Here is a 26,249-nt window from a genome sequence, read left to right as displayed (position 1 = left end):
CGGACGCCGAATAGGCGGTCCGAAAGAAAGCCAAGGTTTGGGCGCTCTGCGGAGCGCCCAGGCGGACGCCGAATAGGCGGTCCGAAAGAAAGCCAAGGTTTGGGCGCTCTGCGGAGCGCCCAGGCGGACGCCGAATAGGCGGCGTCGCCCGAGTGACTAAGAAAGGGCCCGGGAGTGATCCCGGGCCTTTTTTTGTCCGCACTCCATTAGGGATAACGTCGATACGCGATTCGGGTAGGGGCGAGATGACCGTTTCCCTCTCGTTAAGAGACGCGCTGCATTTTGCCGCAGGGAGAAAATGCAAACGATGTCACTGCGAATCTCAGGCACTTTGAACCTCTTCGCGGTCGCGCTGATCGCAGCCTTCGCTCTGGCGACGGGGGCGGCTTCCTACGCTTTGATGACCCTGCGCGTCGGCGGCCCTGTCTCGGACCGCCAGATTGAAGCCGACGCCTTGGTGGCTGACATCCTGCCGCCGCCGCTGTTCATTGTCGAGGCGCTCCTGACGGCTCATCGCGGCCCTGACGAGCCGGGCAAAGCCGCCGAGCTCGACAGTCACATTGAGGCGCTGCAAACCAGCTACGAAGAGCGCCGCGCCCATTGGGAGACGCGACCCTTGACGCCTGAGATCAAGGAGGCTCTGGCGGCGTCTGATGTGCACGTCAGGCAGTTCTGGACCATCGCCGACAAGCAGTACCGCCCGGCCCTGCGCGCTGGCGACGTCGCCGCGATGAACGCGGGCCTAGATGCGATGACCGTCTCTTACCTTGCCCACCGCCGGGTGATCGACAAGCTTACGCCGCTCGCCATCGGCCTTTCGAAGTCGCAGATCCACGCCGCCGAGGCGCAGTCTCGCCGAATCTTCATCGCCGTGGGCCTGGCGACGGTACTCATGCTGGTGGTGGCTGCCGGCGGGGTTTGGATCCTCCGGAAGAAGGTGGTCACGCCGTTGCTCGGCATGACCGGCTACATGGGCTCGCTCGCCGATGGCGACTATGACAGAGACGTCCCGTACCAAGGGCGCCGCGACGAACTGGGAGACATGGCCCGCTCCGTCGGCGTCTTCCGAACCGCGGTTCTGGAACGTCGCGCCGCCCGCGAGCAGCAACTGGCGGCTGATGCGCGTGCTATGGATGCGCAGCAGCGTCAGGCCGCTCAGGCGCTCGCCGAGTCCCGCGCGCGTGATCAGGTTGTTTCGGCGCTCGGCCGAGGTCTTAGCGGCCTAGCGCGCGGCGAATTGAACCAGCGCATCAGTGAGCCTTTCCCGTCCGAGTTCGAGGATCTGCGGATCAACTTCAACGCTTCGGTCCAGACGCTCGAAACCACCCTGGCGAAGGTGATCGTCATGGCGGGCACGGTCGGCGGCGGCGCAGGCGAGATTTCCTCGGCGGCCGACGATCTCTCCCGGCGCACCGAGCAGCAGGCCGCGAGCCTGGAGGAGACCGCCGCAGCGTTGCAGGAGGTCACCTCGACGATCCGGCAAAGCGCAGAGCGCGCCGCAATGGCTCAACAATCAACGTCGCGTAGTCGCTCGTCTGTGACCCAATCGGCCGACCTGGCCGGTGAGGCGATCGGCGCCATGGAGCGGATCGATACGTCGTCGCGTCAGATCAACCAGATCATCGGGGTGATCGACGAGATCGCCTTCCAGACCAATCTGCTTGCGCTGAACGCGGGGGTCGAGGCCGCCCGCGCCGGAGAGGCTGGGCGTGGCTTTGCAGTCGTCGCCATGGAAGTCCGCGCTTTGGCCCAACGCTCGGCTGACGCGGCCAAGGAGATCAAGGGCCTGATCGCCGAAGCCTCATCCAGCGTGGAGAGCGGCGTGGGTCTGGTTGGCCGGGTCGGAAAGGCGCTGAGCGCGGTGGTTGAGGAATTCTCGGGGATCGAGGCCTTGGTCAACGACATCGCGATGTCGGCCCAGGAGCAGGCCGCGGGCCTCGGCCAGATCAACAGCGCCGTCGCTCAGATGGACCAGGTGACCCAGCAGAACGCCGCCATGGTCGAAGAGACCACGGCCGCCAGCCACAGCCTTACACGGGAAGCCTCGGACCTGATGCATCTTGTTCAGGCGTTCTCGCTGAGCGAGAACGTACGCCGCATGGCCGCCTAGATCGCGTCAAGGGGCGGCCCTAAGGCCACTTCACCGCCGGCGGCATCGAACTGAGGATCGACTCGACGTTGCCGCCGGTCTTGAGGCCGAACATTGTGCCCCGATCGTAGAGCAGGTTGAACTCCACGTAGCGACCGCGCTGGATGAGTTGCTGCTCGCGCTCCTCGGCGGTCCAGGCCTCGCCCATGCGACGGCGCACCAAGGTGGGGTAGATCTCAAGGAAGGCGCGGCCGACATCCTGCGTGAAGGCGAAGTCGCGCGCCCAATCGCCGCTGTCGTGGTGGTCGTAGAAGATGCCGCCGATGCCGCGCGGCTCGTTGCGGTGGGGCAGGAAGAAATACTCGTCGCACCAGGCCTTGTACTTTGGGTGCCACTCCGGATCGTACTTGTCGCAGGCCCGCTTGTAGGCGGCGTGGAAGTCTATGGCGTCCGGGAAGTCCTGCTGGCGCTGGTAGCCAAGCAGGGGGGTCAGGTCGCCGCCGCCGCCGAACCAGCTTTTGGTCGTGGCGATGAAGCGCGTGTTCATGTGCACGGCCGGCACGCGCGGATTGGTCATGTGGGCGATCAGGCTGATCCCCGTGGCGAAGAACCGAGGGTCCTCGGCCGCGCCCGGCATGTTCTTGGCCATCTCGGGGGTGAAGGTCCCGAACACCGTCGAGACGTGGACGCCAACCTTCTCGAACAGACGGCCGTGCATCATGCCCATCACGCCGCCGCCGCCGGCCTGACGGTCCCAGGCCTTTTTCTCGAACCGTCCCGGCGCGCCGGGATAGAGGTCGGCGGGGGCCTCATCCTCGAGCTTCTCGAAGGCGGCGCAGATCTGGTCGCGCAGGCTTTCGAACCACGCCCGGGCGGCGGCTTTCTTGGCGTCTAGGTCTTGATCGGTGCTCATACCCGCCGATTAAGCCCCTGCGCGCTCGGGTGCAAATGGGTCCGTGACGACAACGGGGGCGCCGAGGTCGTAGAGGATGGCCAGATCAGGTGAGGGCGGTGAAGATCAGGGCGACCACGACGATGTCGAAGATGCGGACGGCGATGGACATGGCGAGCTCGCGGCGATGAATTCACCTTCGATTAAGCAAGAACGGCGCCAGCCGGGCGGGCGTTGCTGATGGCCTTGTTCTTTGACGCCGCCTGGTATGATCAGCGTCTGGGGGAGCGCGGCCTCACGCGCGTCGTCCTCGCCGCCGTCGCGGGCATGACAGAGGCGGATCTCGCTTTGGCCTTCAAGGACCAGCGCGAGCTTTCGATGCGGGAAATCAACGCCTTCGCCGAGTTGCTGGGCGTTTCCGCCGCCGAGGCGGCCTCACGCGCGGGCGTGCGTCCGCCGCCGCCGAATGACCGTGACAGGATTGCTGACCTGGAAGTTCGGGTCGCGGCGTTGGAGGCCCAGCTGGCGAAGCTTACGCGCTAGATATTGGTCTTTTTCAGAAGGCCGGTCGGTGGCCGCCGATCGGAGGGGCCAGAGTATTCCGTGCCAAGATAGGTCGATCTGGCCGTATCCAGCACTTCCTGCCCACCGCGCAGGCCGCGCTTCTGACCGGCTTGTCCCATGAGGTGGGCGGCGAACGCGGCGAAGCCTTCGCGGCGCGGCGGAGGCGGCGGCGACTGAACATCCTCCTCGACCACGAACACCACATCGTCGTCAGCGTCGCGATGAGCAGAATCCCGCGGCGCCGGCAAGGCGCGACGCGTGGGACCAGGGCGTCGAAGGGGATCGATCGGACCGCTCATGTCCCGACCCTAGGATGGGACGGTTAAGAACGGCTGGATCGGCTTGGTTAAGACTTACTGGCCAGCTTGGCGATCTGTTCCTGCATCGCCTCCATCTGCCGCTTCAGGTCGGCCAGGGAGTCGTCGCCGGCCGGCGCGGGCGGGGGGGCGGCTGCGGGCTCGGCCGGCGCGGCGGGGGCGTCCTCGGGCCGGACATAGGCGAAAGGCGAGAACATCTTCATAGCGCGGTCGAACAGCGCCATGTTTTGACGGATCTGGTCTTCATAGACGCCCATGCCCGGCATCTTGCCGGGCGCCATGGTCGACAACTGGCCCCGCAGGCGCTCCTGCTGCTTGGCGAAGCTTTCCAGCGACATCTCAAGGTACGATGGCAGGAAAGCCTGCATCGAGTTGCCGTAGAAGCCGATCAACTGGCGTAGGAACTGGATGGGCAGCAGATTTTGGCCGCCGCCGCGGTTTTCTTCTTCGAAGATGATCTGGGTCAAGACCGAACGCGTGATGTCGTCGTTTGTCTTGGCGTCGTAGACTACGAAATCGACGCCCTCCTTCACCATGTCCGAGAGGTGTTCGAGGGTGACGTATGAGGAGGAGGCTGTGTTGTAGAGGCGACGGTTGGCGTATTTCTTGATGATCACGCGCTGGCCGGCCGATTTCTCGCTTCCGGCGGCCGTTTCGCCTTTTTCAGGGTTCTCGGACATTTCGTTCCCTAGACAGCGGTTACGTCCGCTTTTCGCATCGCACTATCGCGAATGCAAAGGCATGACGCCAGTGGTCTGATGACTTGGAGGCGTCGCGAAGGCGTGAAAATGTGCTCGTGACGAACGCGGTCGTGGCGTGCATGTTGATGCTGCATTGCAAAATAACGGGCGCCGCACCCGCGAAGCGTCACGTCAGATCGTCACGGGAGCTATCGCATGAGCGAGATTGTCATCGTTTCCGCCGCCCGCACGCCGGTGGGCTCGTTCAACGGGGCCCTGGCCAGCCTGCCGGCTTCGGAGCTGGGCAAGGCGGCTATCGAGGCCGCCGTGTCGCGCGCGGGGATCGCGCCTTCCGACGTTGATGAAGTGATCCTGGGCCAGGTGCTGCAGGCCGCCGCTGGCCAAGGTCCGGCGCGTCAGGCTTCGGTGAAGGCCGGCATCCCGGTCGAGGCCCCGGCCTGGAGCCTGAACCAGCTGTGCGGCTCGGGCCTGCGCGCCGTCGCGCTGGCGGCTCAGCAGATCGCCGATGGCTCGGCCAAGGTCGTCGTCGCCGGTGGCCAGGAAAGCATGAGCCAGGCGCCGCACGCGCAGAACCTGCGTGGCGGCCAGAAGATGGGCGACCTGCAGTTTGTCGACACCATGATTAAGGACGGCCTGTGGGACGCCTTCCACGGCTACCACATGGGGCAGACGGCCGAGAACATCGCCAGCCGCTGGCAGATCACCCGCGAGGACCAGGACAAGTTCGCGGTGACCAGCCAGAACCGCGCCGAGGCCGCCCAGAAGGCCGGCAAGTTCGACGACGAGATCGTCCCGATCACCATCAAGGGCCGCAAGGGCGACACGATCGTCGACAAGGACGAGTTCATTCGTCACGGCGCGACGATCGAGAGCGTTCAGGGTCTGAGGCCGGCGTTCACCAAGGAGGGCTCGGTCACCGCCGCCAACGCTTCGGGCCTCAATGATGGCGCCGCCGCGCTTGTCCTGATGAGCGCCGAGGAGGCCGCCAAGCGCGGCCTGAAGCCGCTCGCCAAGATCGCCTCGTGGGCCAACGCCGGCGTCGAGCCAGAGATCATGGGCACTGGCCCGATCCCGGCCTCTAAGAAGGCGCTGGAAAAGGCCGGCTGGTCGGTCTCGGATCTCGATCTCGTCGAGAGCAACGAAGCCTTCGCCGCCCAGGCCCTGTGCGTGGTGCGAGAACTGGGCCTGGATCCCGCCAAGGTGAACGTCAACGGCGGGGCCATCGCCATCGGTCACCCAATCGGCGCTTCGGGCGCACGCATCCTGACCACGCTGGTCCACGAGATGAAGCGCTCGGGGGCCAAGAAGGGCCTCGCCACGCTGTGCGTCGGCGGCGGCATGGGCGTGGCCATGTGCGTGGAAGCGGTCTGAGCCAACCTCAAGCGGCCCGCTTTTCGGCGGGCCGCCTCTCAACACAAGAAAAGCGATCGGGAGAGTTACATGACGAGAGTTGCGTTCGTGACCGGCGGCACCCGCGGGATTGGTCGGGCCATCTGCGAGCGATTGATCGCCGACGGCCACAAGGTGGCGGCCGGCTATTCCGGCAACGAAGTCGCCGCCGAGGCCTGCGCCAAGGAGCTGGGCGTGATGGTTGTGAAGGGCAATGTGGGCGTGTTCGACGACTGCCAGGCGGCCGTGAGGAAGGTCGAGGCCGAGCTTGGCCCCATCGACATCCTGGTCAACAACGCCGGCATCACCCGCGACGGCATGCTGCACAAGATGACCTATGAGCAGTGGTCGGAAGTGATCCGGGTCAACATGGACTCGGCCTTCAACATGACTCGTCCGGTCATCGAAGGCATGCGCGACCGCAGCTGGGGTCGGATCATCAACATCAGCTCGATCAATGGCCAGAAGGGCCAGATGGGGCAGACCAACTATTCGGCCGCCAAGGCTGGCCTGATCGGCTTCACCAAGGCCCTGGCCCTGGAGAACGCCAAGAAGGGCGTCACGGTCAATGTGATCTGCCCTGGCTATATCGACACCGAAATGGTGGCGGCCGTTCCCGAGAACGTGCTGGCCCAGATCGTCGCTGGCATCCCTGTCGGACGCCTGGGCCGCGGCGAGGAAATCGCCGACATGGTCTCGTTCCTGGCGGGCGAGCGCGCAGGCTTCGTGACCGGCGCCACCCTCACCCTCAACGGCGGCCAGTACATGGCCTAAGGATTGGTCTCCGAAGCTCGGACTTGACGGCCGCTGTTGCGGTTTGGCCTCATGTTCCGGGCTTCGGGTGATCGGCGTTTACGCGTCCAAGATTCGCCCTAGTCGACGGGCAGTACGGATCGCATGACATTCTGTAAGGCGGAGTTTGGCGACTGGGGCGCCCGGGCGGCCCTGACGATCGCCGCTTTGATGCTCATGGGGGCGTCCGCGCACGCCCAACAGCTTCCGCATTCTCTGCGCGACGCTCTGCTGGGTCACAAGGGGGCGGCGGAGGCCCGCCGCGCGCCGGCGCCGCCCGTGGCGCGCTATGTCTCCGAGACCGGCGGCGCGTTCATCTTTGATCAGGCCGCGCCGCGCCCGCTGATGAAGTTCGACAACAGCGCGGAAATCTGGGTGCTTCAGGCCCAGCCCGCCTCGCGCGGCGACGTCATCTATCGCAACGATTTGGGCGAGCCGGTGCTGCGGGTCACCAAGCTCGGCGGCATCATTCTTTTCACCGACGATGCGCCGATGGGGGCGGCGGCCGCCCTTTCGGGGCGGGCGCAATCGATCCAGCCTCCGTCAATTCTGTCGTTCAGTGTGTTCGTGCAGCGGGTGCGGATCGCGACGGCGCGCGCCAGTCGCGCGGCGCAGCGCGATATCGAGTTCGCCACGGTGGAAGACGTCCGCCCGGAAACCTCGGTCCTGGCCGCTGACTCAGCGACCATCGTCGCCGAGGCGTTCGAGCGCATGGCGCGCAAGGGCGACCGAACCCTGATTTCGCGTATCGCACGGGTCCTGCTGACCGAGGGGCGCAAGCCGTCGGCCACGCTGAAGGACGGGGCGCTGACCATCACCTACTCCCCGGAGCAGGGCTTGGCGGGGCGACCGTCGTCGAAAAAGATCATCAAGGTGATCCATCGCTAGATGAGCGGTCGAACGGCGTTCTCTCAAAATACTCATAATCGCGCAGCACCGGTTTACGGCGCCGTGGAGGAACGGTAGTCGATACCTCCTCAACGGTGTCGAGGCGCAAACGCAACCTAGCGTCATGCGACGCCAGCGAGCCTTTCCGCTCGGTCGCAGGGTCTTATTGTCGCGTCATGGTGAACCCCGATACCGACCAGCCGCCCGAGAAAAGTCGCCTGAAGATGGCCGACATCGCGCGCATGGCGGGCGTGTCGATCTCCACGGTGTCCCGGGCCCTGGCGGGCAATCCGCTGATCCCCAAGCCGCTGCGCGATCAGATTGTCGAGATCGCCCAGACGCACGGCTATGTCGTCAACCAGTCGGCGCGGTCCCTGCGCCTCCGCAAGACCGACACGATCGGTGTCATCATCCCGCTCGCTCACGAGACAGGGCAACTGATCTCGGATCCGTTCTTTCTGGAGATGGTCGGGCGGCTTGCCGATGAGATCACCCGTCGGAACTATGCGGTCCTCCTGCACAAGGTGGTCGTGACAGAGACGGGCTGGCTGGAGCGGATCATCCAGGCGCATCGCGCCGATGGACTGCTTCTGATCGGGCAGAGCAATCAGCACGAGGTCCTGAACAAGGTCGCCCGGACCTACAAGCCCCTGGTGGTTTGGGGCGCTCAATTGCCCGGACAGACCTATTGCTCGGTCGGCAGCGACAATGTCGCTGGCGGCCGCATGGCCGTGGCGCATCTGGCGAAGGCGGGACGCAAGCGGATCGCCTTCTTGGGCGCCGTTGACGCCCCGGAGGCGGCTCAGCGGTTCGACGGCTATCAGCAAGGTCTTGCGGGAGCGGGGCTGCCCTTCGATCCGGCCCTGGTCGTCCCGGCGCACTACACGATGGACGAGGCGCGCGAGACGATCGCCGCCTTTGTCGCCAGCGGCGTGAGCTTTGATGCGGTCTTCGCCTTTTCCGACGTCATCGCACTGGCCGCCATCGCCGCCCTGTCGGAGGCGGGCAGGAGCGTTCCGGGGGACGTCGCGGTGGTCGGCTTCGACGATATCGTTCTGGCGCGCCACAGCGCGCCGCCCCTCACCACGGTGCGCCAAGACCTGTCGCTGGCGGCGCGCGAGATGGTCGATCGTCTCTTCGCCCGCATGGCGGGTGAACCTGTCGAGTCGGCCTTGTCGCCCGTCGAGCTGATCGTGCGGGGCAGCAGCGTTTAGAGCCCCTAGGCCGCCTCGATGCCGATCGCCTTCAGGTCCTTCAAGAAGCGGGTCAGGCTCTGGTGCGAGCGGCGCAGGCCCTGAAGCACCTCGGGTTTGGCCAAGGCGGAATGGGGAACGATGAACCCTTCGCGGCCCACCCGTTGGGCCATGCCCTTCTCGAGCATTTCCACGAAGCGACGTCGGACGGTCTCGTAGGGGAGGCCCAGCGAGTCGGCGACCTGGCGAACGGTCAGGGGGCGGCGCTCATGATCCGGCGGCACGTCATCGACATCGGCATAGTGACCGCCGCGGATATGCGAGCAGTTTCCGGCCCACAGCGTTGTGAAAACGAGCGCGTAAAGCAGGTCCGACCCGTGGACTTCGTTCGCGATCTCAACCCAGCGCAGAATGTAATCGGTCGCATACCGAGATGCGGCGCGAGCGTTGGCGTACTCTTCAGACATAGGCGACTTAGTTCCCCCCGGAGTCGGCGCTTCCATGTAATTTGAAATGGATTGCATGGCTCAACTTACGACGCCATGCGACCAAGTTGCCCACAATGGGTACCCGCTTTGAGCGCCTGCGACATGCTGACGCAGGCGCCCTCAAGCTTTACTCGGGGCATGTGATCGCGCGCTGATCTGGAACAAGGAACCGCGTCTTCGTGGTCGCCGACTCAGGATTTGGAGGGCGTCCAGTCCGGCGGAGCCATCTCGAAGCCCTCAAAGCGGAAGCCTGGCGCGACGGTGCAGCCGACGAGCGTCCAGGCGCCCAGGCTGACGGCGGTCTGCCACCACGACGTGGGCACGACCACCTGCGGACGGCATCCAGCGCGCAGGTCGGGACCCAGCACATAGGCGGTCGCGCCCTTGCCGTCGGGCGGCGACAGGGTCAGCGAGATGGGCGCGCCGGCGTAGTAGTGCCAGGTTTCAACCGCATCGACGCGGTGCCAGGCCGACATCTGTTCGGCTTCGAGCAGATAGTAGATGCAGGTCGAGGCGGCCCGTCCATCTGCGCCCGGCGCATCCTGAAAGGTCTGCCGATACCAGCCGCCCTCAGGATGAGGCTGCAGGTCGAGCATCCGCACGATTTCCTTGGCGCCCAGATCGCCCGAGAGGCCCAGGCCTTGGTTGGTCATGTCGTTCATCCTTTGAACCCGTCCTTGGCCGCACGGATCTCGGCGAAAGCCTCGGCCGGCGAGGGCGCGTCCGGTCGCAGAAGCGGCGCGCGGAGAAACGGGTTGGTGGCCTTCTCGGCGCCAATGGTCGTCGGCACGGTCGGCTCGCCGCGCTCGCGGGCCGCGAACACGGCGTCGGCGCGCTCTCTCACCACGGGGGCCGTGTCGACGGACAGGGCGAAGCGCGCGTTGGAGGCGGTGTACTCATGCGCGCAGTAGACGGTTGTGGCGTCCGGCAGATCGGTCAGCCGCTGAAGCGACGTCCACATCTGTTCGGCCGTTCCCTCGAACAGGCGACCGCAGCCGAGGGCGAAAAGCGTATCGCCGACGAAGGCGATCGCATTTTCTGCGTCGTGATAGCTGATGTGACCCAGCGTGTGACCGCCGGTGTCGATGACGTCTAAGCGGGTCTCGCCCAGCATCACCACGTCCCCGTCGACGAGCGCTTTGTCGAGCGGCGCGATGCGGGTCACCTCGGCGGGGCCGACGATCTCGGCGCCCGTCGCCGTCTTCAGCACCGCGTTGCCGCCCGCGTGGTCCGGATGCCAGTGGGTGTTCAGGATCATGTCCAAGGACCATCCCAGCTTGCCCAGCTCGGCGAGAATGGCGTCGGCGTCGGGCGTGTCGACCGTGGCGACCTTGCCGCTGGCTTGGTCGCGAACCAGGAAGCCATAGTTGTCGGACAGGCAGGGGAATTGGTGGACGATCAAGGCCATGGGGGTGCTCTGGTGCGGTGACGCGGGCGAGCCTACAACGAAGGCCTCGTGGTTCGGGAGACTCAATGCGTCGCGACGTGCTCGATCTCAGGGCCTTCTACGCCTCGCCGCTGGGCCGCGCGGCGCGGACCATGCTGACGCGCAAGGTCGAGGAGGCCTGGGGCGACACCCGCGACCTCGACGTGCTGGGCGTCGGCTATGCCACGCCCTTCCTGGACGCGGCGCGCGCCAAGGCCCGCCGCGTGGTGGCCGCCATGCCTGCTCAGCAGGGCGTCGAGGTTTGGCCGCATGGCGGCCGTAACCAGGCGTGTCTCGTCGAGGACGCCGCTTTGCCCTTGCCCAACGCGCTCTTTGACCGGGTGTTGGCGGTCCATGCTCTGGAGGAGGCCGACGATCCGGCCGCCCTCCTGGCCGAGATCGGCCGGGTCATGGCCCCGACCGGCCGCCTGATCGTCGCAGTCTCGTCCCGCGACGGCGTGTGGGCGGGGGCCGAGGGCACGCCATTCGGTCATGGCCGGCCCTACAGCCGCAGCCAGCTGGAGAGCCTGATCCGCGAAGTCGGGCTGGAGCCAGCGGGGTGGACGCGGGCGCTCTATGTTCCGCCGGTCGGCGCCATGTCGAGCTGGGCCGAGGGTTTCGAGCAGGTCGGCGCGACACTGTGGCCCCGTTTTGCGGGTGTGATCCTGATGGAGGCCATCAAGCAGACCTTCGCGGTCAAGCCACGCGGCCATCGCGCTAGGGCCAGGGTCTTCGCGCCGGGCGTCCTGTTGCCCAGTCCAGCCGGACCGACGCCGGTGCGTCAGACCGGTGAGCGCCCGGTTCCGGTCAACAAGGCGCCCGTTCCTAAGGCGCCGAGCGGCCTTGATCGCTGAACGCACTTGGAGCCGGGCGTTTGCGCGCCTAGCTTGGACTCTTAGAAACCGTTCGCTCCCGGGAGCCGCGCCATGAAGATGATCGTCGCCGTGATTAAGCCGAGCCGCCTGGACGCGGTGCTCGAAGCGGTCACAGAGGCGGGCGCGTCAGGTCTGACCGTCACCGAGGTGCGCGGCTACGGCCGCCAGAAGGGCAAGACGGAAGTCTATCGCGGCGCCGAATACGAGGTGAAGCTGCTGCCCAAGGTGAAGCTGGAGATCGCCGTGCCAACCGACGTGCTCGAGCCGGTGATCGAGGCCCTGCAGCGCACCGCCAACACGGGCAAGATCGGCGACGGGAAGGTCTTCGTCATGGATCTGGAACAGGCCCTGCGCATTCGCACGGGCGAGCGCGACGCTGCGGCGATCGCGGGCTGATCTCAGCAAGAGTTCACAAGACCGCGCGCTCAAGCGGAGCCATAACACCTTCCGCGCGTTGCTCAGCGAGTCGCGGCTTTTGGGTGGACATGGACGAGCGCGCTTCCGTCTTTCAACCGGGCTACAACTGTTGGCGGGTCGAGCCCGCCGACCGCGTCGCCCTGTTCATTGACAACGACGAAACCTTCGACGCGCTGAAACCGCTGCTGCTGGCGGCGCGCAAGTCGATCTGGATCCTGGCCTGGGTGTTCGACCCCCTGACACGGCTCGACCCGGACCGCGTGCGCAAGAGCCGCGACCCGACCTCGGCGGATCGGATCGGTCTGATCCTGCGGCGTCAGGCCGCCCTCAACCCGGCCCTCGACGTGCGGGTGCTCACCTGGGACATGCCGTTTCCGATCGCCGCCTCGCAATTGTTCGGCCCGCACCGCGGCGCGGCCTTCTTTGCGGGATCACGCGTCAAATACCGCCTGGACGCCACCCTGCCGGCCAGCGCCTGCCACCACCAGAAGGCTGTGATCATCGATGGCGTCACCGCGCTTGTCAGCGGCGGGGATATTGGCGTCGACCGCTGGGACGACACCCGCCACCTCGACGAGAACCCCTTGCGGCGCCTGCCCACCGGCCGGCGCTATCCGCCTCGCCACGAGGTCTCGATGCTGGTCGACGGTCGTGCTGGAGAGGCGATGGCGGATCTGTTCGTTGACCGCTGGCGGGCGTCGGGCGGCGACGCCATCGAGCGGCCGGTGCGCCCCGAGGAAACGCCGTGGCCCGAAGGCCTCCTGCCCGATCTACGCCGCACGCCGGTGGCGGTCGCGCGCACCTCGGCCGGCTGGCGGGGGCGGCCCGAGATCACCGAATGCATGCTGCTGCACCTGTCGGCCATCCGGCGCGCCAAGCGGCTGATCTATCTGGAAAACCAGTACGTCACCTCGCCGGTGCTGGTCGAAGCGCTGGCCGAGCGTCTGGCTGAGCCCGACGGTCCCGAGGTGGTCACCATCGGACCCGCGCGTAGCCCCAGCTATTTCGATCAGATGACCATGGACAGCGCGCGAACGGCGGCGATCAACCGCCTGCGCGAGGTCGACCGGCATCACCGCTTCTCGGCGTTTTCGGCCCATACGCCTAAGGGCGGACCGATCATCGTCCACTCCAAGGTGTCGATCATCGACGATCAGGTCCTGCGGATCGGGTCGGCCAATCTCAACAACCGCTCGATTGGTCTGGACAGCGAGTGCGACCTGGCGTTCGAGGCGCGTGACGATCGTGAGCGTGAGACGATCAGAGGTTTCCTGGGCCGTCTGGTCGGCCACTTTATCGATCGCAGCGCGCTCGACGTCCTGGAGGCCATGGAGCGGGAAGGGGGGCTCGCGGCGGCGATTAACGCGCTCGACGTCCATGGCGGTCCGCCGCGACGGCTTCAGCCCGTGCCCATCCGCAAGCTGACCGGGATTCAGCAGTTCATCGCCGACTGGAGTCTGGGCGACGCCATAGCGCCCGACGACGCCTGGCGGCCATGGGGGCGGCGCAAGCGACTGCGCCGTGACCTCGCTCGCCTCACCGCGCCGCCGCCGCTCCCGCCGGAGCACCTGCGTCCGTGATCTCCAGGTCAACGACCAACGGCAGATGGTCCGAAGCCAAGCGCGCGCGGGCGTCGTAGGGCGACTTCACCGCGCGTGTCTCCAGACCCTTGGTCACGAAGACGTGGTCGATCCGCATGAACGGAAAGCTCGACGGGAAGGTGGCCGTCGCCGGGCGAAGCCAGGCCGGGCTGGGCGCCTGAGCGTCACGCAGCGCTGTCCGCAGCATGCGATAGGTGGTCGAATAGGGCGTGGCGTTGAAGTCGCCCAGCACGACCCCAGGGGCCACCCAGGCGTCATCGCCCATCCAGTCGGGACCCAGCAGCGCAGCGGCCTGGCGCTTCTGCTCCTGCGGCACGAGGCCGAGGTGGGTGTTGATGATCTGCACCTTGACGCCGCCGACCTCGACCTCGATCCACAGAGCGCCGCGCGGCTCCAGGCCCGGCACCCGACGATACAGCGGCAGGCCCTGGGCCTTTATGCGACGCTCGGGCAGGGCGGTCAGGATCGCGTCGCCATAGAGCTCTTCCTCGACGGCCATGGCCGGGTGGAAGTGGAAGCTCATTTTCAGGAGTTCGGCCAGTCGGTGGGCCTGGTCGACGCTCTGCGTGCGGGCGCGGCCTACGTCCAGCTCTTGCAGAGCCACAACGTCGGGGCGTTCAGCCGCGATGACCTCGGCCACACGCTCGACGTCGAGCTTGCGGTCGGTGCCCACGCAGCGGTGGACGTTGTAGGTCATCAGACGAAACGTCTTCATCCGTCGAAGAGATCGCCCGAGCTCGGCGGAAGTTCCCGAATGGGCGGCGCGCTGTTGCGGCTGAGCATGAACAGGCAGGTCTCGCTGCGCCAGTTCTCCAGCGCGCTGGTCGGGTCCATCTGGCGCGCCGCGCCCTTGCCGGCGAAGGCCGCGCTGGCGTCGACCCGCAGGTTGAGGTCTTCGGTCAGGGCCATGAAGTCGGCCAGGGTGCACAGGTGGATGTTCGGGGTCGACCACCACGGGAGGGGCAGGGCCTTGGTCTCGGGCATCCGCCCCCGGCTCAGCAGCGACCAGCGCACGCGCCAGTGGCCGAAGTTCGGGAACGAGACGATGGCGCGGTCGGCGATGCGCAGCAGCTCGTCCAGCACGTGACGCGGATTGCGTGTCGCCTGCAGGGTCTGGGACAGCACCGCATAGTCGAAGGAGCGGTCCGGGAAGTGGTCGAGGTCCAGGTCGGCGTCGCCCTGAACCACAGACAGGCCGCGCGCCATGCAGGCGGCCACGCCCGAGGCGCTCAGTTCCAGGCCCCGGGCGTCGACTTGCTTTTCGTGCGCCAGCAGGTCCAGCAGCGCGCCTTCGCCGCAACCGACGTCCAGCACGCGCGAGCCGGGCCGCACCAGGCGGAGGATCTCGCGGAAGTCCTCGCGGATGACGGCGTTGCTCAAATCAGCCCCCGATCACGTTCGGCTGAGGCCAGAAAGCCTTCCAGCGCCGCGTCCATCACCGGTTCGTCCAGCAGGAAGGCGTCGTGACCCTTGTCGCTTTCGATCTCGGCGAAGGCCGCGCGGGCCCCGGCGGCGGTCAGGGCGCGGACCAGGTGACGGTTCTCAGCGGTTGGATAGAGCCAGTCGCTGGAGAAGCTGAGCACGCAGAAGCGCAAGTGCCGCGCCCGGGTGAACGCCTTGGCCAGCACGCCGCCATGGCCGGCGGCGATGTCGAAATAGTCCATCGCCCGGGTGATGTAGAGGTAGCTGTTGGCGTCGAACCGGTCGACGAAGCTGGACCCCTGGTGGCGCAGGTAGCTCTCGACCTGGAAGTCGGCGTCGAAGCCCCAGGAGAGACCGTCGCGCTGCAGCTCGCGGCCGAACTTCCGCTGCAGGGCGGGTTCAGACAGATAGGTGATGTGCGCGGCCATGCGCGCCACGGCGAGCCCCTTCTCGGGACGCACGCCGTATTCGGCATAGGCGCCGCCGCGCCAGTCGGGATCCGCCATGATCGCCTGGCGACCCACCTCGTGGAACGCGATGTTCTGTGCCGAGTGGCGCGAGGCCGAGGCCAGCACCACGGCGCTGAACATCCGCTCGGGATAATCCACCGCCCATTGCTGCACCTGCATGCCGCCCATCGAGCCGCCGACGACGGCGAACAGGGTCTCGACCCCCAGGGCGGTGACCAGCATGGCCTGGGCCCGCACCATGTCGGCGATGGTGATCACCGGGAACGACAGGCCATAGGTCTTGCCCGTGGCCGGATTGATCGAGGCCGGGCCCGTCGAGCCCATGCAGCCGCCGATCACGTTCGAGCAGATGATGAAATGCCGTGCGGGATCGAGGGGTTTGCCGGGACCGACCAGGCGAGGCCACCAGCCAGGCTTGCCCGTCACCGGGTGCGGCGAGGCCACATACTGGTCCATCGTCAGCGCATGGCAGATCAGGACCGCGTTGGACTTGTCCGCATTCAGCTGGCCATAGGTCTGGTAGGCGACCTCCAGGCCTTCGATGACGCCGCCAGAATCCAGCCGCAGGGGTTCGTTGGCGGGAAACCGCCAGGTTCCCCCGCCGGCGGGCGTGATCAGATCGAGCGCAGCCATGCCGCCTTGGAGCGCTTGGCGAAGAAGGTGTCAACCGCCGGCTTCCTGACAAGGCGGCGGACGGCTATGGAGAGCGCCATGGAGCGACTGATCCTCATGCGCCACGGCAAGGCCGAGCGGCACGCCCAGAGCGGCGGCGACTTCGAGCGCGCCCTCGCCGAGACCGGCCGAGCCGACGCCTCGTTGATGGGCAAGGCATTGGCGGGCCTTGCCTATGAACCGGATCTTCTTCTGGTCTCATCCGCGCGACGCACCCGCGAGACGGCCGAGCAATTGGCGGCGCACTTCCCGAAGGCGCGCATGGAGCACCTTCGTGACCTCTATCACGCCGATCCGGAGGAGATCCTCCAGGCCGTGGAGGACGCCGTCGACGCCGCCGGAACGGTGATGGTGGTCGGACATAACCCTGGCATGCACGAGCTGGCCCTGCGGCTTTGCCTCGGGGGCGAGGCCTCGCCGATCCAGACGAACAAGCTGCGGGGCCGCTTTCCGACCTCGACGGTCGTCGTCCTGGCGTGGGACGGGACGGATAGCCCGCGCCTGGAGCATCTGCTTTACGCCAACGAGAACGGCGGGATGGGCGGCGAATGACCCTGATCTACAAGATTCTGTCCCGCGCCGAGTGGGACGCCGCGAAGGCCGTTGGCCGCTTTGAAGGCTCGGCCGTCGATCTGGCTGACGGGTTCATTCACTTGTCCGCCGGCGATCAGGCGCAAGAGACCGCCGCCAAGTGGTTCAAGGACCAGGCCAACCTCGTCCTGCTGGCGGTCGAGGCCGAACCGCTGGGCGACGCCCTCAAGTGGGAGGCCTCGCGCGGCGGCGCCCTGTTCCCGCACCTCTATCGCCCGCTGCTCGCGTCGGACGTGACGAGCGAGGCGGATCTTGAATTGGACGCCGACGGCGTGCCGCAACTGGGCGACCATCTCGCATGAGCCTTCACGACATCGCCGCTCGCGCCCTGCACGCCTTCGACCCCGAGGACGCCCACGGCTGGGCCATCCGGGGTCTGAAGTGGGGTCTTGGCCCGCGTGACGCTCAACCCGACGACCCGATCCTGGCGGTGAAGCTGGCGGGTCTGGAGCTTGCCAACTGCGTGGGCCTGGCGGCAGGTTTCGACAAGAACGCCGAGGTTCCCGACGCCATGCTGGCCGCCGGGTTCGGCTTTGTAGAGGCGGGCACGGTGACGCCGCTGGCCCAGGCCGGCAATCCGCGTCCCCGCCTTTTCCGGCTCACCGAGGACCAGGCGGTGATCAACCGTATGGGCTTCAACAACGACGGCCTTGAGCCGTTCGCCCAGCGCTTGGCAGCGCGTCAGGGGCGAGGCGGCGTCGTGGGCGCCAATATCGGGGCCAACAAGGACGCAAGCGACCGCATCGAGGACTATGTGGCCGGCCTGACGCGGCTCTGGGGCCTGTCGGACTATTTCACCGCCAACATCTCCTCGCCCAACACCCCGGGCCTGCGCGCGCTGCAGACCAAGGCGGCGCTGGAAGAGCTACTAGGACGTTTGGCGGAGGCCCGGGCGGCGCTGAAGGTCGCGTCCGGCGCGGACTATCCGATCTTCCTGAAGGTCGCCCCCGACCTGGAGGACGGCGAGGTCGAGGCCATTGTCGAGACTGTCGTCGATGCGGGCCTGGATGCGATCATCGTCAGCAACACCACCATCGCTCGGCCCGAGACGCTGAAGTCGCGCTTCGCCGGCGAAGGCGGGGGCCTGTCAGGCGCGCCGCTGCTGGAGGCGTCCACCGCCGTGCTGGCGCGCTTCCATGCGGCGGCGGCCGGCCGTGTGGCGCTGATCGGCGCCGGCGGGATCGCCGACGGCGCGGGCGCCTACGCCAAGATCCGGGCTGGCGCACGGGCTGTGCAGCTTTACTCGGCGCTCGTGTATGGCGGGCCAGGCCTGGTCACCCGGATTAAGCGCGACCTCGCGGCCCGTCTTCGCGCCGACGGCTTCGCCGCCGTCGAGGACGCGATCGGCGCCGCATGACCCGTGCGCAGGTCCTGACGCGCCTGCGCCGTTTCGGCCCCCTGGCGGTGGTCGCGATACTGTGCGTCGCCGCCTTCGCCAGTGGCCTTGTCGAACATCTCTCGCTGGAGGAGCTGCGCCGACGCGGGACCGAGTTGCAAGCCTTCGCGCACGAGCATCCGCTGACCTGCGCTGCGATCTATCTGGCGATCTATATGGGCTCGGTGGCGATTTCACTGCCGGGCGCTCTAATCCTTTCATTGTCGGGCGGATTCCTCTTCGGACCGGTCGGCGGGGGTTTCGCCGCCGTGACCGGCGCCACGGGCGGGTCCACGATCACCTTCCTGGTGTTTCGCACTGCTTTTGGGGACGCCCTGCGCCTGAAGTCGGGCGCTTTCGTCTCCCGGATCGCCGAGGGCTTTAAGGGCGACGCCTTCAACTATCTGCTGACCCTGCGACTGATCCCGGCCTTTCCGCTGCTGGCGGTCAATGTCGCCGCCGGGGTGATGAATGTCCGAGGGCGCACCTTCCTGTTGGCCTCGGTGCTGGGCATGATCCCGAGCTCCTTCGTCTATGCGGGGATCGGTGCGGGTTTGGGACACGTGTTCGCCAAAGGCGGCCCCGTAACGGTGGAAAGTCTCTTGTCGCCGCGGATCTATCTGCCGATCATCGGCATGGGCGTGCTGGCGTTTCTGCCGCCGTTGTGGCGCCATTGGCGCAATGGGCGCGCGATCGCGTCGCTGGACGAGAAGTAACCGCCCCGGATGGTCGAACCCGGCTCGCCTTCGGAAGACAAAGCCCAGAAGCCTCGGAAGCGCTTTCCGTGGCCGGGCGGTCTGTCGGCGCGCCTCCTGCTGTTCACCGCCGTCGTCGTCAACTTCGGCGGCCTGCTGATCCTGCCCCCGGCCTTGGCGGCTTATGAGGAGCAGTGGCTTCTGGATCGCGTCCGCGCCGGTGAACTGGCCTCGACCATCGCCGAGTCTGATCCGGAGCTGCGGGTCAGCGACGCGGTCGCCAACCAGATGTTCGACCAGGCCGGCGCGGTCACCGTGGCTGTACAGGTCGACGGCGCACGCCGTCTCGTCCTGCCGCCCAAGCAGCCTTTCGAGACGCCTTACCTCGTGGATTTGCGCCGCCAGAACCCGGGCTCGTGGCTGGCCGCCCCATTCTACACCCTGACCAGCCCCAAGGGCGCTATGGTCCGCGTGATGGCCGAGCCCCGCTTCCGCAAGGCTGAGTTCATCGAGGTAGTGCTGCCCGACGCGCCGCTGAAGGCGAGACTCGTCGCCTATTTCTGGCAGCTGGCGGGTGTGACGATCTTCGTGGCCACCCTGGCCGGCGTGCTGGTCTATGCGTTCCTGAACATCTTCCTGGTGCGGCCGATGCAGCGCATCACCCTGGCCATGGAAGCCTTCCGCAGCGATCCCGACGATCCGGCCGCGCGCATTGCGCTATCCAATCGTCGCGATGAGATCGGCCGCGCCGAGCTTGAGCTCGACCGCATGCAGGCCGACCTGTTGGCGGCGCTCTCCTCCAAGGCGCGCCTGGCTGCGCTGGGCGAGGCGGTCGCCAAGATCAATCACGACCTGCGCAACATGCTGACCAGCGCCCAGATGGCCTCGGACCGCCTGGCGGCGCTGGGGGACCCCAAGGTCGCCCAGGCCCTGCCGCGCCTGGAGCGGGCCCTTGATCGCGCGATCAACCTGGCCTCCGACGTCATGGCCTATGGCAAGTCCAAGGAGCCCGAGCCGGTCACCCGGATCATCCCGCTAAGGCCCGCGCTCGACATGGCCGCGGAGGATGCGGGCCTTGCGCCCCAGGGCGTCAGCCTCGAAACCGTGATCGGCCCGCGCGAGCAGGTGCTGGCCGATCCGGACCAGCTGCACCGAATCCTGACCAACCTCCTGCGCAACGCCCGCGAGGCTATCGAGGGCGCCCCGGATCGGGGCGGTAAGGGCAAGGTGTTTGTCGAGCTTCGTCGGGCTGAGGGGGCGAGCGTCCTGCGCCTGTCCGACGACGGGCCCGGTGTGCCGGAGCGCGCCCGCGCCAATCTGTTCCAGCCGTTCGTCGGCTCGGTGCGTCGCGGCGGTACGGGTCTTGGCTTGGCCATCGCCCGCGAGCTGGCGCATGGTCATGGCGGCGATCTGGCGCTGGTGGAAACCGGACCCGGGGGTTCGGTGTTCGATCTAACATTGGCCGGGGCGCCTGAGCCCTTGCCTGAACCTGACGACAAGGCCGCCGACGCTTCGGCGCGCTAGAGCGCGTTAGGTTTAAGTGTAGGCGGCAAAGCCGCTCGAGCGCGCTCTAAGTCTATGAATTATAGCCTGTTTATCTGGTTTAGTTGATCCTATCTAAAGCGGACAGGCTCTAGAGGAAGTCGATATGGCCCCGACCTGGACCATCGCGGTGAAGTTGGGAGACTCCCCGGAAGCCGCGCCGATCCACGAGATCACGGTCGAGGCCCCCGACGCGCCCTCGGCCCTGCGCCGGGTGGCGGCGATGGTCGCCGTCCAGAACGCCGCCGATGCGGAGCTGCTCGTCGACGGCCAGGAAGAGGTGTTCTCCCGGGCCGAGGTCGAGGCGGGCCTGGAGGAACACCAAGCCCAGACCTGAGAGGCCCTTAGAGCCCCTTGGCCACGCCCTCGCGCCGCGGATCGGCGCCGCCTTCCAGCACATTGCCCGGGCGCACGATCACACCCTGCAGGCCCGAGGTCTCCAGCTGGCCGACCTTCACCGCCACGCCCCGCGCATTGAGCGCCGCCAGCATCTCCGGTCCGAACAGATCAGCGTCGCCCGAGAAGTTCTCGCCGCGCGCCACCAGGTTCGGCAGCGAGACGGCCTGCTGCATGTTCAGGTTCCAGTAGAACAGTCCGACCATGGCCTTGAGATTATAGGACAGGATGGCGTTGCCGCCCGGCGAGCCGACGGCGGCCAGGAACTTGCCCTTCTTGTCCAGCACGATCAGCGGAGCCATCGAAGAGCGCGGCCGCTTGCCAGCGGCGATGGCGTTGGCGGCCGGCGCGCCGTCCTTCTCGACCGGCGAGAACGAGAAGTCGGTGAGCTGGTTGTTCAGGAAAAAGCCGCCCACCATCCGGCCATTACCGAAGATGCTCTCCACCGTCGTGGTCATCGAGACGACATTGCCCGCCGTGTCCGCCACGACGAAATGGGTGGTGCCGCCGGGCTCCTGGGTGGCGTCAACGCCGACCTTGGGCGCGCCCTTGGGCTTGCCGAAAGGCGGTGCGGCGCCCGCTTTGTCGGTGATCAGCTTGGCGCGCTCAGCCACATACTTCGGGTCCAGAAGGCCCTCGACCGGCACGGTCACGAAGTCGGGGTCGCCGACATAGCGGTCGCGGTCGGCGTACATGACCCGCTCGGCCTGGGCCAGCAGGGTCCAGGCGACCGGATCGGTGGGGCCGCGCTTGCCGATGTCGGTGTGCTCCAGCATCTGCAGCGCCTGGATGATCGCCAGGCCGCTGGACTGCGGGTTGGGCACGCAGACAGTGTAGACCTTCCAAGGACGGCAAAGCGGCGCGCCCGCGCGCGGCTTGTAGCGCTTGAGATCCTCCAGCGTCATGCTGCCGGGCAACTCGCCTTCGCGCAGGCGGTCAACGATGGCCTGGGCGATCGGACCCTCATACATCGCCGACGGACCCTCGGTAGCGATCCGGCGCACCGTCTCGGCGTAGGCCGGGTTCTTCAGCACGTCGCCGGCCTTGTAGCGGCTTCCGTCCGGCTTGGTGAAATACTTCACCGCGTCGGGCTGAGAGGCCTGCGGCGCGCGGCCGGCGATCATGCCGGCCAGGCGCGGGCTCACCACGAAGCCGTCGGCGGCCAGGGTCTCGGCGTCCTTGAACAGCGTGCTCCAGGCGACCTTGCCGTGCTCCTTCTGCGCCTGGGCCAGCATGGCCACCGCGCCCGGCACGCCGGACGAGCGGCCCGACAGCAGCACCTTCACAAAGGGTAGGGGCTTGCCGTCCGGTCCCATGAACATGTCTGGCGTCGCCCCGCCCGGCGCGGTCTCGCGGCCGTCATAGGCGGTGATCTTGCCGCTCTTGGCGTCGTACAGCATCAGGAAAGCGCCGCCGCCCAGGCCCGAACTCTGGGGCTCAACCAGGCTCAGCACCGCCTGGATGGCCACCGCCGCGTCGACGGCTGAGCCGCCGTCGCGCAGCACCCGCAGACCTGCTTCGACCGCCAGCGGATTGGCGGCGGCGACCATGCCCTTGGCGGGCGTCGAGGTGGCGGCTGGACGCGGCGTCGGCATCGCCAGCGGGATCGACTCGGCGAGCGCCGCGACCGGGGCCAGGGAAAGCTGTAACGCGGCGGACAGGGCGAGCAGGGAAGCCAAACGACGCATACGGATCCTCGCAACGGACTCTAGAGGCGGCCTGCCCGCCGCCTCGGATGGCTCCATGGACACCAAACCTGAACCGCTGTCACGTCCCGATAGGTCTCTGGCGCCCCCAAAACCGGCCTCTGGGGCGCGGCTGCGCAACGCGCAGCCTTTCGCTGAACGTTGGTGCGCGAAACTTTTCGAAATTATCCTGCAAACCGGGCTTGCGTCCCCGGAATGGCTGGGCTATCTCCCCCGCCTCGCCGCAAGGCAGTGCGCGCCCGTAGCTCAGCTGGATAGAGCATCAGACTACGAATCTGAGGGTCGGACGTTCGAATCGTTCCGGGCGCGCCATTTTCTCCAAGCAGTGTTGAGACGACTACGGTGGCCGTTTCGGTAGCCGTGTGCGGACGATGGTCACGCAATCCCGCCACGCGAGGTGGCCGCGTATCAGAACCTCACCATCTGTGACCGCTCAGGAAAATCCGTGCAGGGTCTAAGAAACCGATCTGCACAAGGTTCAAGGGCGTCTCTTCCGGCGAGTCCCTAGCATCCGCTATTATCGGCGAACGGGCGGTCCGTTGTTGTCGGCGACATACGGCTCAAGAAGTCCCTTCCAAGCGACGGCCGTCGTTCGGGTGTTTGCCCAGGCTGCTTGTTGATCGTCACGGCAGAGCGGACGGTATGGGGTCCGCGCCAAAGACGCGATGGACTGATGCGGGATTCGAGCGCCATTCGCCAGCGACGCTCCATCGAGCTTTGGTATAGTCCAAAAAAGTTCGAGATTCAGGTGCATCGGCCTTCCGGCGGATACGTCCGTTCAGGTTCATTTTGCGCAGGTGTCCTCCCCGGATCGCTTTCCAGACTCAGGTCGAGGGAATTTTGTCTGCGATCCGCGCACTGTCACGTGGGTGTCGCTACCGCCTGCTTAAAGACACTGGTCCATACCAGTTGGGGCAGGGGAATTTTATGTCGAAGTCACATCCTGTTCGGGCCTGGCGTCCGAACCTGAAGAGCTTTCTGCTGTGCACGGTCGCCGTCCTTGTGGCCGACGCCAGCGCCACCGCCGCCTTCGCGCGCCAGACCTCCACCGACTCGACCGCCGGCGAGACCGTCGATGCGGTTGTCGTGACCGGCTATCGCAAGTCGCTCGCCGACGCCCGCGCGATCAAGCGCGAGTCCGTGATCCAGAAGGACGCGATCGTCGCCGAAGACATGGCGAAGTTCCCGGAGCTGAACCTAGCCGAGTCGCTGCAGCGCCTTCCGGGCGTGCAGATCAATCGTGAAGCCGGCGAGGGCCGGCGCATCTCGCTGCGGGGCCTGGGACCGGACTTCGCCCGCGTTCAACTGAATGGCATGGAAGTGCTGGGCAATGTCGACTCGGCTCAGGACAGCCGCGGCCAGCGCTCGCGCGACCGGGCCTTCGACTTCAACATCTTCGCCTCGGAACTGTTCTCGCGGGTCGAGGTCGAGAAGACCTTCCAGGCCGCGCAGAACGAGGGCGGCATGGCCGGCACGGTCGGGCTCTTCACCGGCAAGCCGTTCGACTACAAGCCCGGCGTCAAGGGTGCGCTGTCGCTGAAGCTGGGCACCAACGAGTACACCAAGGACACCCAGCCGCGCGTCGCGGCGCTATTCAGCCACAACTGGGACAACCGTTTCGGCGCCCTGTTCTCGGTGGCCTACGCCAAGCGGCAGACGACCGAGCAGGGTCACAACACCTACAACTACAGCCGCCCCAGCGCCTCGACCATGGCGTCGCTGGTCGCCAAGGGCCTGGACATCTCCAAGCTCAGCGCCGCCCAGCAGGCCAAGTTCAAGTCCGGCGACCTTTACTTCGCGGACGGCAACCGCATCTCGTCCTGGAACGCCGAAATGGAGCGCCTGGGCCTCACGGCGGCGTTGCAGTGGCAGCCCACGGACAACCTCCTGCTGACAGTGGACGCCCTGCACGGCCGCTTCACCACAAAGCGCGACGAGCTGCATCTGGCCACGCGTCCGCTGGCCTCCACCGGCTCGGTGGCGTTCGACACCGCCGCGGCGACCATCTGGCCGAGCGCGTTCCAGAAGTCGTCGGTGATCAACAGCCTGACCTATGACAGCAGCGGCTATGTCACCGCGCTCGACGTCACCGGCACGACCTTCGGCAGCGAGCACCGCCGCTCGCTGAACAAGAACCGCTTCAACCAGTTGGCCCTGACCGGCAAGTGGGACGCCTCGGACCGTCTCGTGATCGACGGCCATGTCGGCTACGAAAAGTCGACCTACAGGACGCCCTACGACGACAAGCTCTACATGCGCGCCAAGGGCAATCTGGTCGCCAATTTCGGCGCGGACGGCCGGTCGGCTTCGTTCCAGTATCCGAACTGGGATCCGACCAACGCCGCCAACTATGCGATGGACTCGTTCTACTACCGCAGCTTCTACAACGAGTCAGAACTGCGCGAGGGCGTGCTGAACGCCCGCTACGAACTGTCGGAAACCCTGACCCTGCGCGCGGGCGTGGCCTATCACCGCTTCCAGCAGGATGGCCGCGACCTGTTCTACGACGATAACGTCAACGGCACCCGCAGCAAGATGCGCGGCACGTCGGTAGCGGACGTCACCTCGGTGTACAGCAACGACTTTGGGTCTTGGTTGATCGGCGACTACGGCAAGGCCTTCGCCAAGTATAAGGAATATCACCGCCTCGGTCCGAACACCGACGGCACGGGCGGCGCGCTGCAGGACATCGAGAACGTCTACACGACCACCGAAGAGACCATCTCCGAGTACGTTCAGCTGGACTGGGATCACGAGCTGTTCGGCAAGCGCTTCCGCGGCAATGTCGGCCTGCGCGGCTATCAGACCGACACCCACAGCACCGGCTGGATCCAGGGCGACAGCTACGCCTATCTGGGTACGACCGATGTTGAAGGCAGCTATTCGGGCGTCCTGCCCGCGCTCAACACCGTGCTCGAGCTGACGCCTGAGGTTCAGGTTCGCTTCTCGGCGAGCCAGAACCTCAACCGCCCGGGCATGGGGTCGATGGCCGCCGAAGGTTCGGCGTTCAAGGACTCGGACTCGGGTGTCATCACCGCTTCGCGCGGCAATCCGAACCTGAAGCCGTACAAGGACAATACGCTGGACGTGTCGGTTGAGTACTACTTCGGCAAGGTCGGCCTGCTGTCGGCCAGCGTGTTCCACAAGAGCATCAAGAACTTCATCGGCACGCAAACCCTCGAGAACGTGCCGTTCAGCCAGACCGGCGTGCCCTTCACCACGATCCCGGGCGCGACGGCCAGCACGATCGTCAAGGAGTTCTCGATGCCGGTGAACATCCCCGGCACGAAGACGCTAACCGGTGTCGAGTTGGCCGCGCAGGCCGAGTTCTCGTTCCTGCCCGCGCCGTTCGACAAGCTGGGAGCGGTCGCCAACTACACCTATGTCGACGCCGACGAGGCGCTGACCGGCATCTCCAACACCAGCTACAACGCCACGCTGTATTACGAGACCGATCGTTGGGGCCTTCGCGGTTCGCTGAGCCACCGGAACCGCTGGTACACTGGACGCAGCGACTCTCCGATGAGCGCCAGCACGCGCGGGTTCGAGGGCTCCACCTATGTGGATGCGGCGGCCTACTACAACATCACCGACAGCCTCCAGGTCTCGCTGGATGCGATCAACCTGACCAACCAGAAGGACACCCAGTTCTGGGGTCAGAACCGCTACCTGTATAACCAGACCCAGAGCGGTTCGACCTACATGATGGGTCTCAGCTACAAGTTCTAATCAGGACCACGGACGGCGC

The 26,249-nt window shown here is 66.5% G+C and carries 27 protein-coding genes and 1 tRNA gene; 17 read left to right on the top strand and 11 right to left on the bottom strand.

Going from position 1 to position 26,249, the window contains the following annotated elements:
• Positions 1-313: 313 nt before the first annotated feature.
• A complete protein-coding gene (locus ACT53N_RS10575) occupies positions 314-2,110 on the top strand; it encodes a methyl-accepting chemotaxis protein (protein WP_476063883.1) in 1,797 nt (598 codons plus the stop codon).
• 19 nt (positions 2,111-2,129) lie between these two features.
• On the opposite strand, the gene hemF is transcribed toward ACT53N_RS10575, so the two are convergent.
• Together hemF and ACT53N_RS10565 are read right to left on the bottom strand one after the other, a co-directional pair.
• Entirely contained in the window at positions 2,130-3,002 is an 873-nt protein-coding gene (gene hemF, locus ACT53N_RS10570) for an oxygen-dependent coproporphyrinogen oxidase (RefSeq protein ID WP_476063845.1), read from the bottom strand.
• A gap of 85 nt (positions 3,003-3,087) precedes the next feature.
• A complete protein-coding gene (locus ACT53N_RS10565) occupies positions 3,088-3,153 on the bottom strand; it encodes a hypothetical protein (protein WP_024265562.1) in 66 nt (21 codons plus the stop codon).
• A 62-nt stretch (positions 3,154-3,215) separates the two neighbouring features.
• Here ACT53N_RS10565 and ACT53N_RS10560 point away from each other — a divergent pair, with 62 nt between their 5' ends.
• Positions 3,216-3,524: a helix-turn-helix domain-containing protein gene (locus ACT53N_RS10560; protein ID WP_476063844.1), complete on the top strand. Its 309-nt coding sequence runs from the start codon at positions 3,216-3,218 to the stop codon at positions 3,522-3,524.
• Here the strand turns inward: ACT53N_RS10560 and ACT53N_RS10555 are convergent.
• Together ACT53N_RS10555 and phaR are read right to left on the bottom strand one after the other, a co-directional pair.
• Positions 3,521-3,844 (bottom strand): hypothetical protein, encoded by a 324-nt coding sequence (locus ACT53N_RS10555; RefSeq protein WP_476063843.1) that lies wholly within the window; start codon positions 3,842-3,844, stop codon positions 3,521-3,523. The two genes, ACT53N_RS10560 and ACT53N_RS10555, sit on opposite strands and share 4 nt — an antisense overlap.
• Positions 3,845-3,891: 47 nt before the next feature.
• Positions 3,892-4,542, bottom strand: coding sequence for a polyhydroxyalkanoate synthesis repressor PhaR (gene phaR / locus ACT53N_RS10550; protein WP_476063842.1), 651 nt, complete (start codon positions 4,540-4,542; stop codon positions 3,892-3,894).
• 216 nt (positions 4,543-4,758) lie between these two features.
• Between phaR and ACT53N_RS10545 the strand changes: the two genes are divergently transcribed.
• The 4 genes from ACT53N_RS10545 (at position 4,759) to ACT53N_RS10530 (ending at position 8,846) form a co-directional block, all read left to right on the top strand.
• Positions 4,759-5,934, top strand: coding sequence for an acetyl-CoA C-acetyltransferase (locus ACT53N_RS10545; protein ID WP_476063841.1), 1,176 nt, complete (start codon positions 4,759-4,761; stop codon positions 5,932-5,934).
• A gap of 69 nt (positions 5,935-6,003) precedes the next feature.
• Positions 6,004-6,726 (top strand): acetoacetyl-CoA reductase, encoded by a 723-nt coding sequence (gene phbB, locus ACT53N_RS10540; protein WP_476063840.1) that lies wholly within the window; start codon positions 6,004-6,006, stop codon positions 6,724-6,726.
• A 123-nt stretch (positions 6,727-6,849) separates the two neighbouring features.
• Complete coding sequence (locus ACT53N_RS10535; RefSeq protein WP_476063839.1) at positions 6,850-7,632, top strand: DUF4908 domain-containing protein; 783 nt, start codon at positions 6,850-6,852, stop codon at positions 7,630-7,632.
• A 224-nt stretch (positions 7,633-7,856) separates the two neighbouring features.
• Entirely contained in the window at positions 7,857-8,846 is a 990-nt protein-coding gene (locus tag ACT53N_RS10530; protein WP_476063882.1) for a LacI family DNA-binding transcriptional regulator, read from the top strand.
• 5 nt (positions 8,847-8,851) lie between these two features.
• Here ACT53N_RS10530 and ACT53N_RS10525 read toward each other — a convergent pair whose 3' ends face one another.
• From ACT53N_RS10525 to gloB, 3 genes are all read right to left on the bottom strand, one after another.
• Complete coding sequence (locus tag ACT53N_RS10525; RefSeq protein ID WP_476063838.1) at positions 8,852-9,292, bottom strand: hypothetical protein; 441 nt, start codon at positions 9,290-9,292, stop codon at positions 8,852-8,854.
• A gap of 212 nt (positions 9,293-9,504) precedes the next feature.
• Positions 9,505-9,975 carry a cupin domain-containing protein gene (locus ACT53N_RS10520; protein ID WP_476063837.1) on the bottom strand — a complete coding sequence of 157 codons (471 nt, stop codon included), beginning with the start codon at positions 9,973-9,975 and terminating at the stop codon, positions 9,505-9,507.
• Positions 9,972-10,721, bottom strand: coding sequence for a hydroxyacylglutathione hydrolase (gene gloB / locus ACT53N_RS10515; RefSeq protein ID WP_476063836.1), 750 nt, complete (start codon positions 10,719-10,721; stop codon positions 9,972-9,974). The genes ACT53N_RS10520 and gloB overlap by 4 nt, the downstream gene beginning before the upstream one ends.
• A gap of 65 nt (positions 10,722-10,786) precedes the next feature.
• Here gloB and ACT53N_RS10510 point away from each other — a divergent pair, with 65 nt between their 5' ends.
• The 3 genes from ACT53N_RS10510 (at position 10,787) to ACT53N_RS10500 (ending at position 13,611) form a co-directional block, all read left to right on the top strand.
• Positions 10,787-11,593, top strand: coding sequence for a class I SAM-dependent methyltransferase (locus ACT53N_RS10510; RefSeq protein WP_476063835.1), 807 nt, complete (start codon positions 10,787-10,789; stop codon positions 11,591-11,593).
• A gap of 72 nt (positions 11,594-11,665) precedes the next feature.
• On the top strand, positions 11,666-12,010 hold the full coding sequence (locus tag ACT53N_RS10505; protein WP_010918409.1) for a P-II family nitrogen regulator: 345 nt from the start codon (positions 11,666-11,668) through the stop codon (positions 12,008-12,010).
• An 83-nt stretch (positions 12,011-12,093) separates the two neighbouring features.
• Complete coding sequence (locus ACT53N_RS10500; RefSeq protein ID WP_476063834.1) at positions 12,094-13,611, top strand: phospholipase D-like domain-containing protein; 1,518 nt, start codon at positions 12,094-12,096, stop codon at positions 13,609-13,611.
• On the opposite strand, the gene ACT53N_RS10495 is transcribed toward ACT53N_RS10500, so the two are convergent.
• From ACT53N_RS10495 to metX, 3 genes are read right to left on the bottom strand one after another with little or no spacing between them, the layout of a single operon-like run.
• Entirely contained in the window at positions 13,568-14,347 is a 780-nt protein-coding gene (locus ACT53N_RS10495; RefSeq protein ID WP_476063833.1) for an endonuclease/exonuclease/phosphatase family protein, read from the bottom strand. The two genes, ACT53N_RS10500 and ACT53N_RS10495, sit on opposite strands and share 44 nt — an antisense overlap.
• Positions 14,344-15,012, bottom strand: coding sequence for a methionine biosynthesis protein MetW (metW, locus tag ACT53N_RS10490; RefSeq protein ID WP_476063832.1), 669 nt, complete (start codon positions 15,010-15,012; stop codon positions 14,344-14,346). Before metW ends, ACT53N_RS10495 begins: the two co-directional genes overlap by 4 nt.
• Positions 15,009-16,157 carry a homoserine O-acetyltransferase MetX gene (gene metX, locus ACT53N_RS10485; RefSeq protein WP_476063831.1) on the bottom strand — a complete coding sequence of 383 codons (1,149 nt, stop codon included), beginning with the start codon at positions 16,155-16,157 and terminating at the stop codon, positions 15,009-15,011. Before metX ends, metW begins: the two co-directional genes overlap by 4 nt.
• Before the next feature lie 78 nt (positions 16,158-16,235).
• Between metX and ACT53N_RS10480 the strand changes: the two genes are divergently transcribed.
• The 6 genes from ACT53N_RS10480 to ACT53N_RS10455 all read left to right on the top strand — a co-directional run bounded on the left by ACT53N_RS10480 (position 16,236) and on the right by ACT53N_RS10455 (position 20,736).
• A complete protein-coding gene (locus ACT53N_RS10480) occupies positions 16,236-16,748 on the top strand; it encodes a SixA phosphatase family protein (protein ID WP_476063830.1) in 513 nt (170 codons plus the stop codon).
• Entirely contained in the window at positions 16,745-17,089 is a 345-nt protein-coding gene (locus ACT53N_RS10475; protein ID WP_476063829.1) for a DUF952 domain-containing protein, read from the top strand. Before ACT53N_RS10480 ends, ACT53N_RS10475 begins: the two co-directional genes overlap by 4 nt.
• Positions 17,086-18,144: a quinone-dependent dihydroorotate dehydrogenase gene (locus ACT53N_RS10470; protein WP_476063828.1), complete on the top strand. Its 1,059-nt coding sequence runs from the start codon at positions 17,086-17,088 to the stop codon at positions 18,142-18,144. The genes ACT53N_RS10475 and ACT53N_RS10470 overlap by 4 nt, the downstream gene beginning before the upstream one ends.
• On the top strand, positions 18,141-18,878 hold the full coding sequence (locus tag ACT53N_RS10465) for a TVP38/TMEM64 family protein (protein WP_476063827.1): 738 nt from the start codon (positions 18,141-18,143) through the stop codon (positions 18,876-18,878). The genes ACT53N_RS10470 and ACT53N_RS10465 overlap by 4 nt, the downstream gene beginning before the upstream one ends.
• Positions 18,879-18,887: 9 nt before the next feature.
• Positions 18,888-20,381 carry a sensor histidine kinase gene (locus ACT53N_RS10460; RefSeq protein WP_476063826.1) on the top strand — a complete coding sequence of 498 codons (1,494 nt, stop codon included), beginning with the start codon at positions 18,888-18,890 and terminating at the stop codon, positions 20,379-20,381.
• Positions 20,382-20,505: 124 nt separating this feature from the next.
• Positions 20,506-20,736, top strand: a complete 231-nt coding sequence (locus tag ACT53N_RS10455; protein ID WP_476063825.1) for a hypothetical protein — start codon at positions 20,506-20,508, stop codon at positions 20,734-20,736.
• Positions 20,737-20,743: 7 nt separating this feature from the next.
• Here the strand turns inward: ACT53N_RS10455 and ggt are convergent, their stop codons facing one another.
• The gene (gene ggt / locus ACT53N_RS10450) at positions 20,744-22,483 is read right to left on the bottom strand and encodes a gamma-glutamyltransferase (protein WP_476063824.1); all 1,740 of its coding nucleotides are present in this window, start codon (positions 22,481-22,483) and stop codon (positions 20,744-20,746) included.
• A gap of 253 nt (positions 22,484-22,736) precedes the next feature.
• Here ggt and ACT53N_RS10445 point away from each other — a divergent pair.
• A tRNA-Arg gene (locus ACT53N_RS10445) sits at positions 22,737-22,813 on the top strand.
• Positions 22,814-23,428: 615 nt separating this feature from the next.
• Positions 23,429-26,230 carry a TonB-dependent receptor gene (locus ACT53N_RS10440; protein WP_476063823.1) on the top strand — a complete coding sequence of 934 codons (2,802 nt, stop codon included), beginning with the start codon at positions 23,429-23,431 and terminating at the stop codon, positions 26,228-26,230.
• Positions 26,231-26,249: the final 19 nt, after the last annotated feature.

The sequence above is a fragment of the Caulobacter sp. DMC95 genome, from assembly GCF_056313785.1.
Note: the sequence above shows the minus strand (reverse complement) of the source record. Positions and strands in the feature narration are given on the sequence as shown.

Bases quoted from the DNA above. Each gene is read 5' to 3' on its own strand.
- hemF (WP_476063845.1), bottom strand. From the start codon at position 3,002: ATGAGCACCGATCAAGACCTAGACGCCAAGAAAGCCGCCGCCCGGGCG.
- ACT53N_RS10555 (WP_476063843.1), bottom strand. From the start codon at position 3,844: ATGAGCGGTCCGATCGATCCCCTTCGACGCCCTGGTCCCACGCGTCGC.
- phaR (WP_476063842.1), bottom strand. From the start codon at position 4,542: ATGTCCGAGAACCCTGAAAAAGGCGAAACGGCCGCCGGAAGCGAGAAA.
- ACT53N_RS10545 (WP_476063841.1), top strand. From the start codon at position 4,759: ATGAGCGAGATTGTCATCGTTTCCGCCGCCCGCACGCCGGTGGGCTCG.
- phbB (WP_476063840.1), top strand. From the start codon at position 6,004: ATGACGAGAGTTGCGTTCGTGACCGGCGGCACCCGCGGGATTGGTCGG.
- ACT53N_RS10535 (WP_476063839.1), top strand. From the start codon at position 6,850: ATGACATTCTGTAAGGCGGAGTTTGGCGACTGGGGCGCCCGGGCGGCC.
- ACT53N_RS10530 (WP_476063882.1), top strand. From the start codon at position 7,857: ATGGCCGACATCGCGCGCATGGCGGGCGTGTCGATCTCCACGGTGTCC.
- ACT53N_RS10525 (WP_476063838.1), bottom strand. From the start codon at position 9,292: ATGTCTGAAGAGTACGCCAACGCTCGCGCCGCATCTCGGTATGCGACC.
- ACT53N_RS10520 (WP_476063837.1), bottom strand. From the start codon at position 9,975: ATGAACGACATGACCAACCAAGGCCTGGGCCTCTCGGGCGATCTGGGC.
- gloB (WP_476063836.1), bottom strand. From the start codon at position 10,721: ATGGCCTTGATCGTCCACCAATTCCCCTGCCTGTCCGACAACTATGGC.
- ACT53N_RS10510 (WP_476063835.1), top strand. From the start codon at position 10,787: ATGCGTCGCGACGTGCTCGATCTCAGGGCCTTCTACGCCTCGCCGCTG.
- ACT53N_RS10505 (WP_010918409.1), top strand. From the start codon at position 11,666: ATGAAGATGATCGTCGCCGTGATTAAGCCGAGCCGCCTGGACGCGGTG.
- ACT53N_RS10495 (WP_476063833.1), bottom strand. From the start codon at position 14,347: ATGAAGACGTTTCGTCTGATGACCTACAACGTCCACCGCTGCGTGGGC.
- metX (WP_476063831.1), bottom strand. From the start codon at position 16,157: ATGGCTGCGCTCGATCTGATCACGCCCGCCGGCGGGGGAACCTGGCGG.
- ACT53N_RS10480 (WP_476063830.1), top strand. From the start codon at position 16,236: ATGGAGCGACTGATCCTCATGCGCCACGGCAAGGCCGAGCGGCACGCC.
- ACT53N_RS10475 (WP_476063829.1), top strand. From the start codon at position 16,745: ATGACCCTGATCTACAAGATTCTGTCCCGCGCCGAGTGGGACGCCGCG.
- ACT53N_RS10470 (WP_476063828.1), top strand. From the start codon at position 17,086: ATGAGCCTTCACGACATCGCCGCTCGCGCCCTGCACGCCTTCGACCCC.
- ACT53N_RS10465 (WP_476063827.1), top strand. From the start codon at position 18,141: ATGACCCGTGCGCAGGTCCTGACGCGCCTGCGCCGTTTCGGCCCCCTG.
- ACT53N_RS10460 (WP_476063826.1), top strand. From the start codon at position 18,888: ATGGTCGAACCCGGCTCGCCTTCGGAAGACAAAGCCCAGAAGCCTCGG.
- ACT53N_RS10455 (WP_476063825.1), top strand. From the start codon at position 20,506: ATGGCCCCGACCTGGACCATCGCGGTGAAGTTGGGAGACTCCCCGGAA.
- ggt (WP_476063824.1), bottom strand. From the start codon at position 22,483: ATGCGTCGTTTGGCTTCCCTGCTCGCCCTGTCCGCCGCGTTACAGCTT.
- ACT53N_RS10440 (WP_476063823.1), top strand. From the start codon at position 23,429: ATGTCGAAGTCACATCCTGTTCGGGCCTGGCGTCCGAACCTGAAGAGC.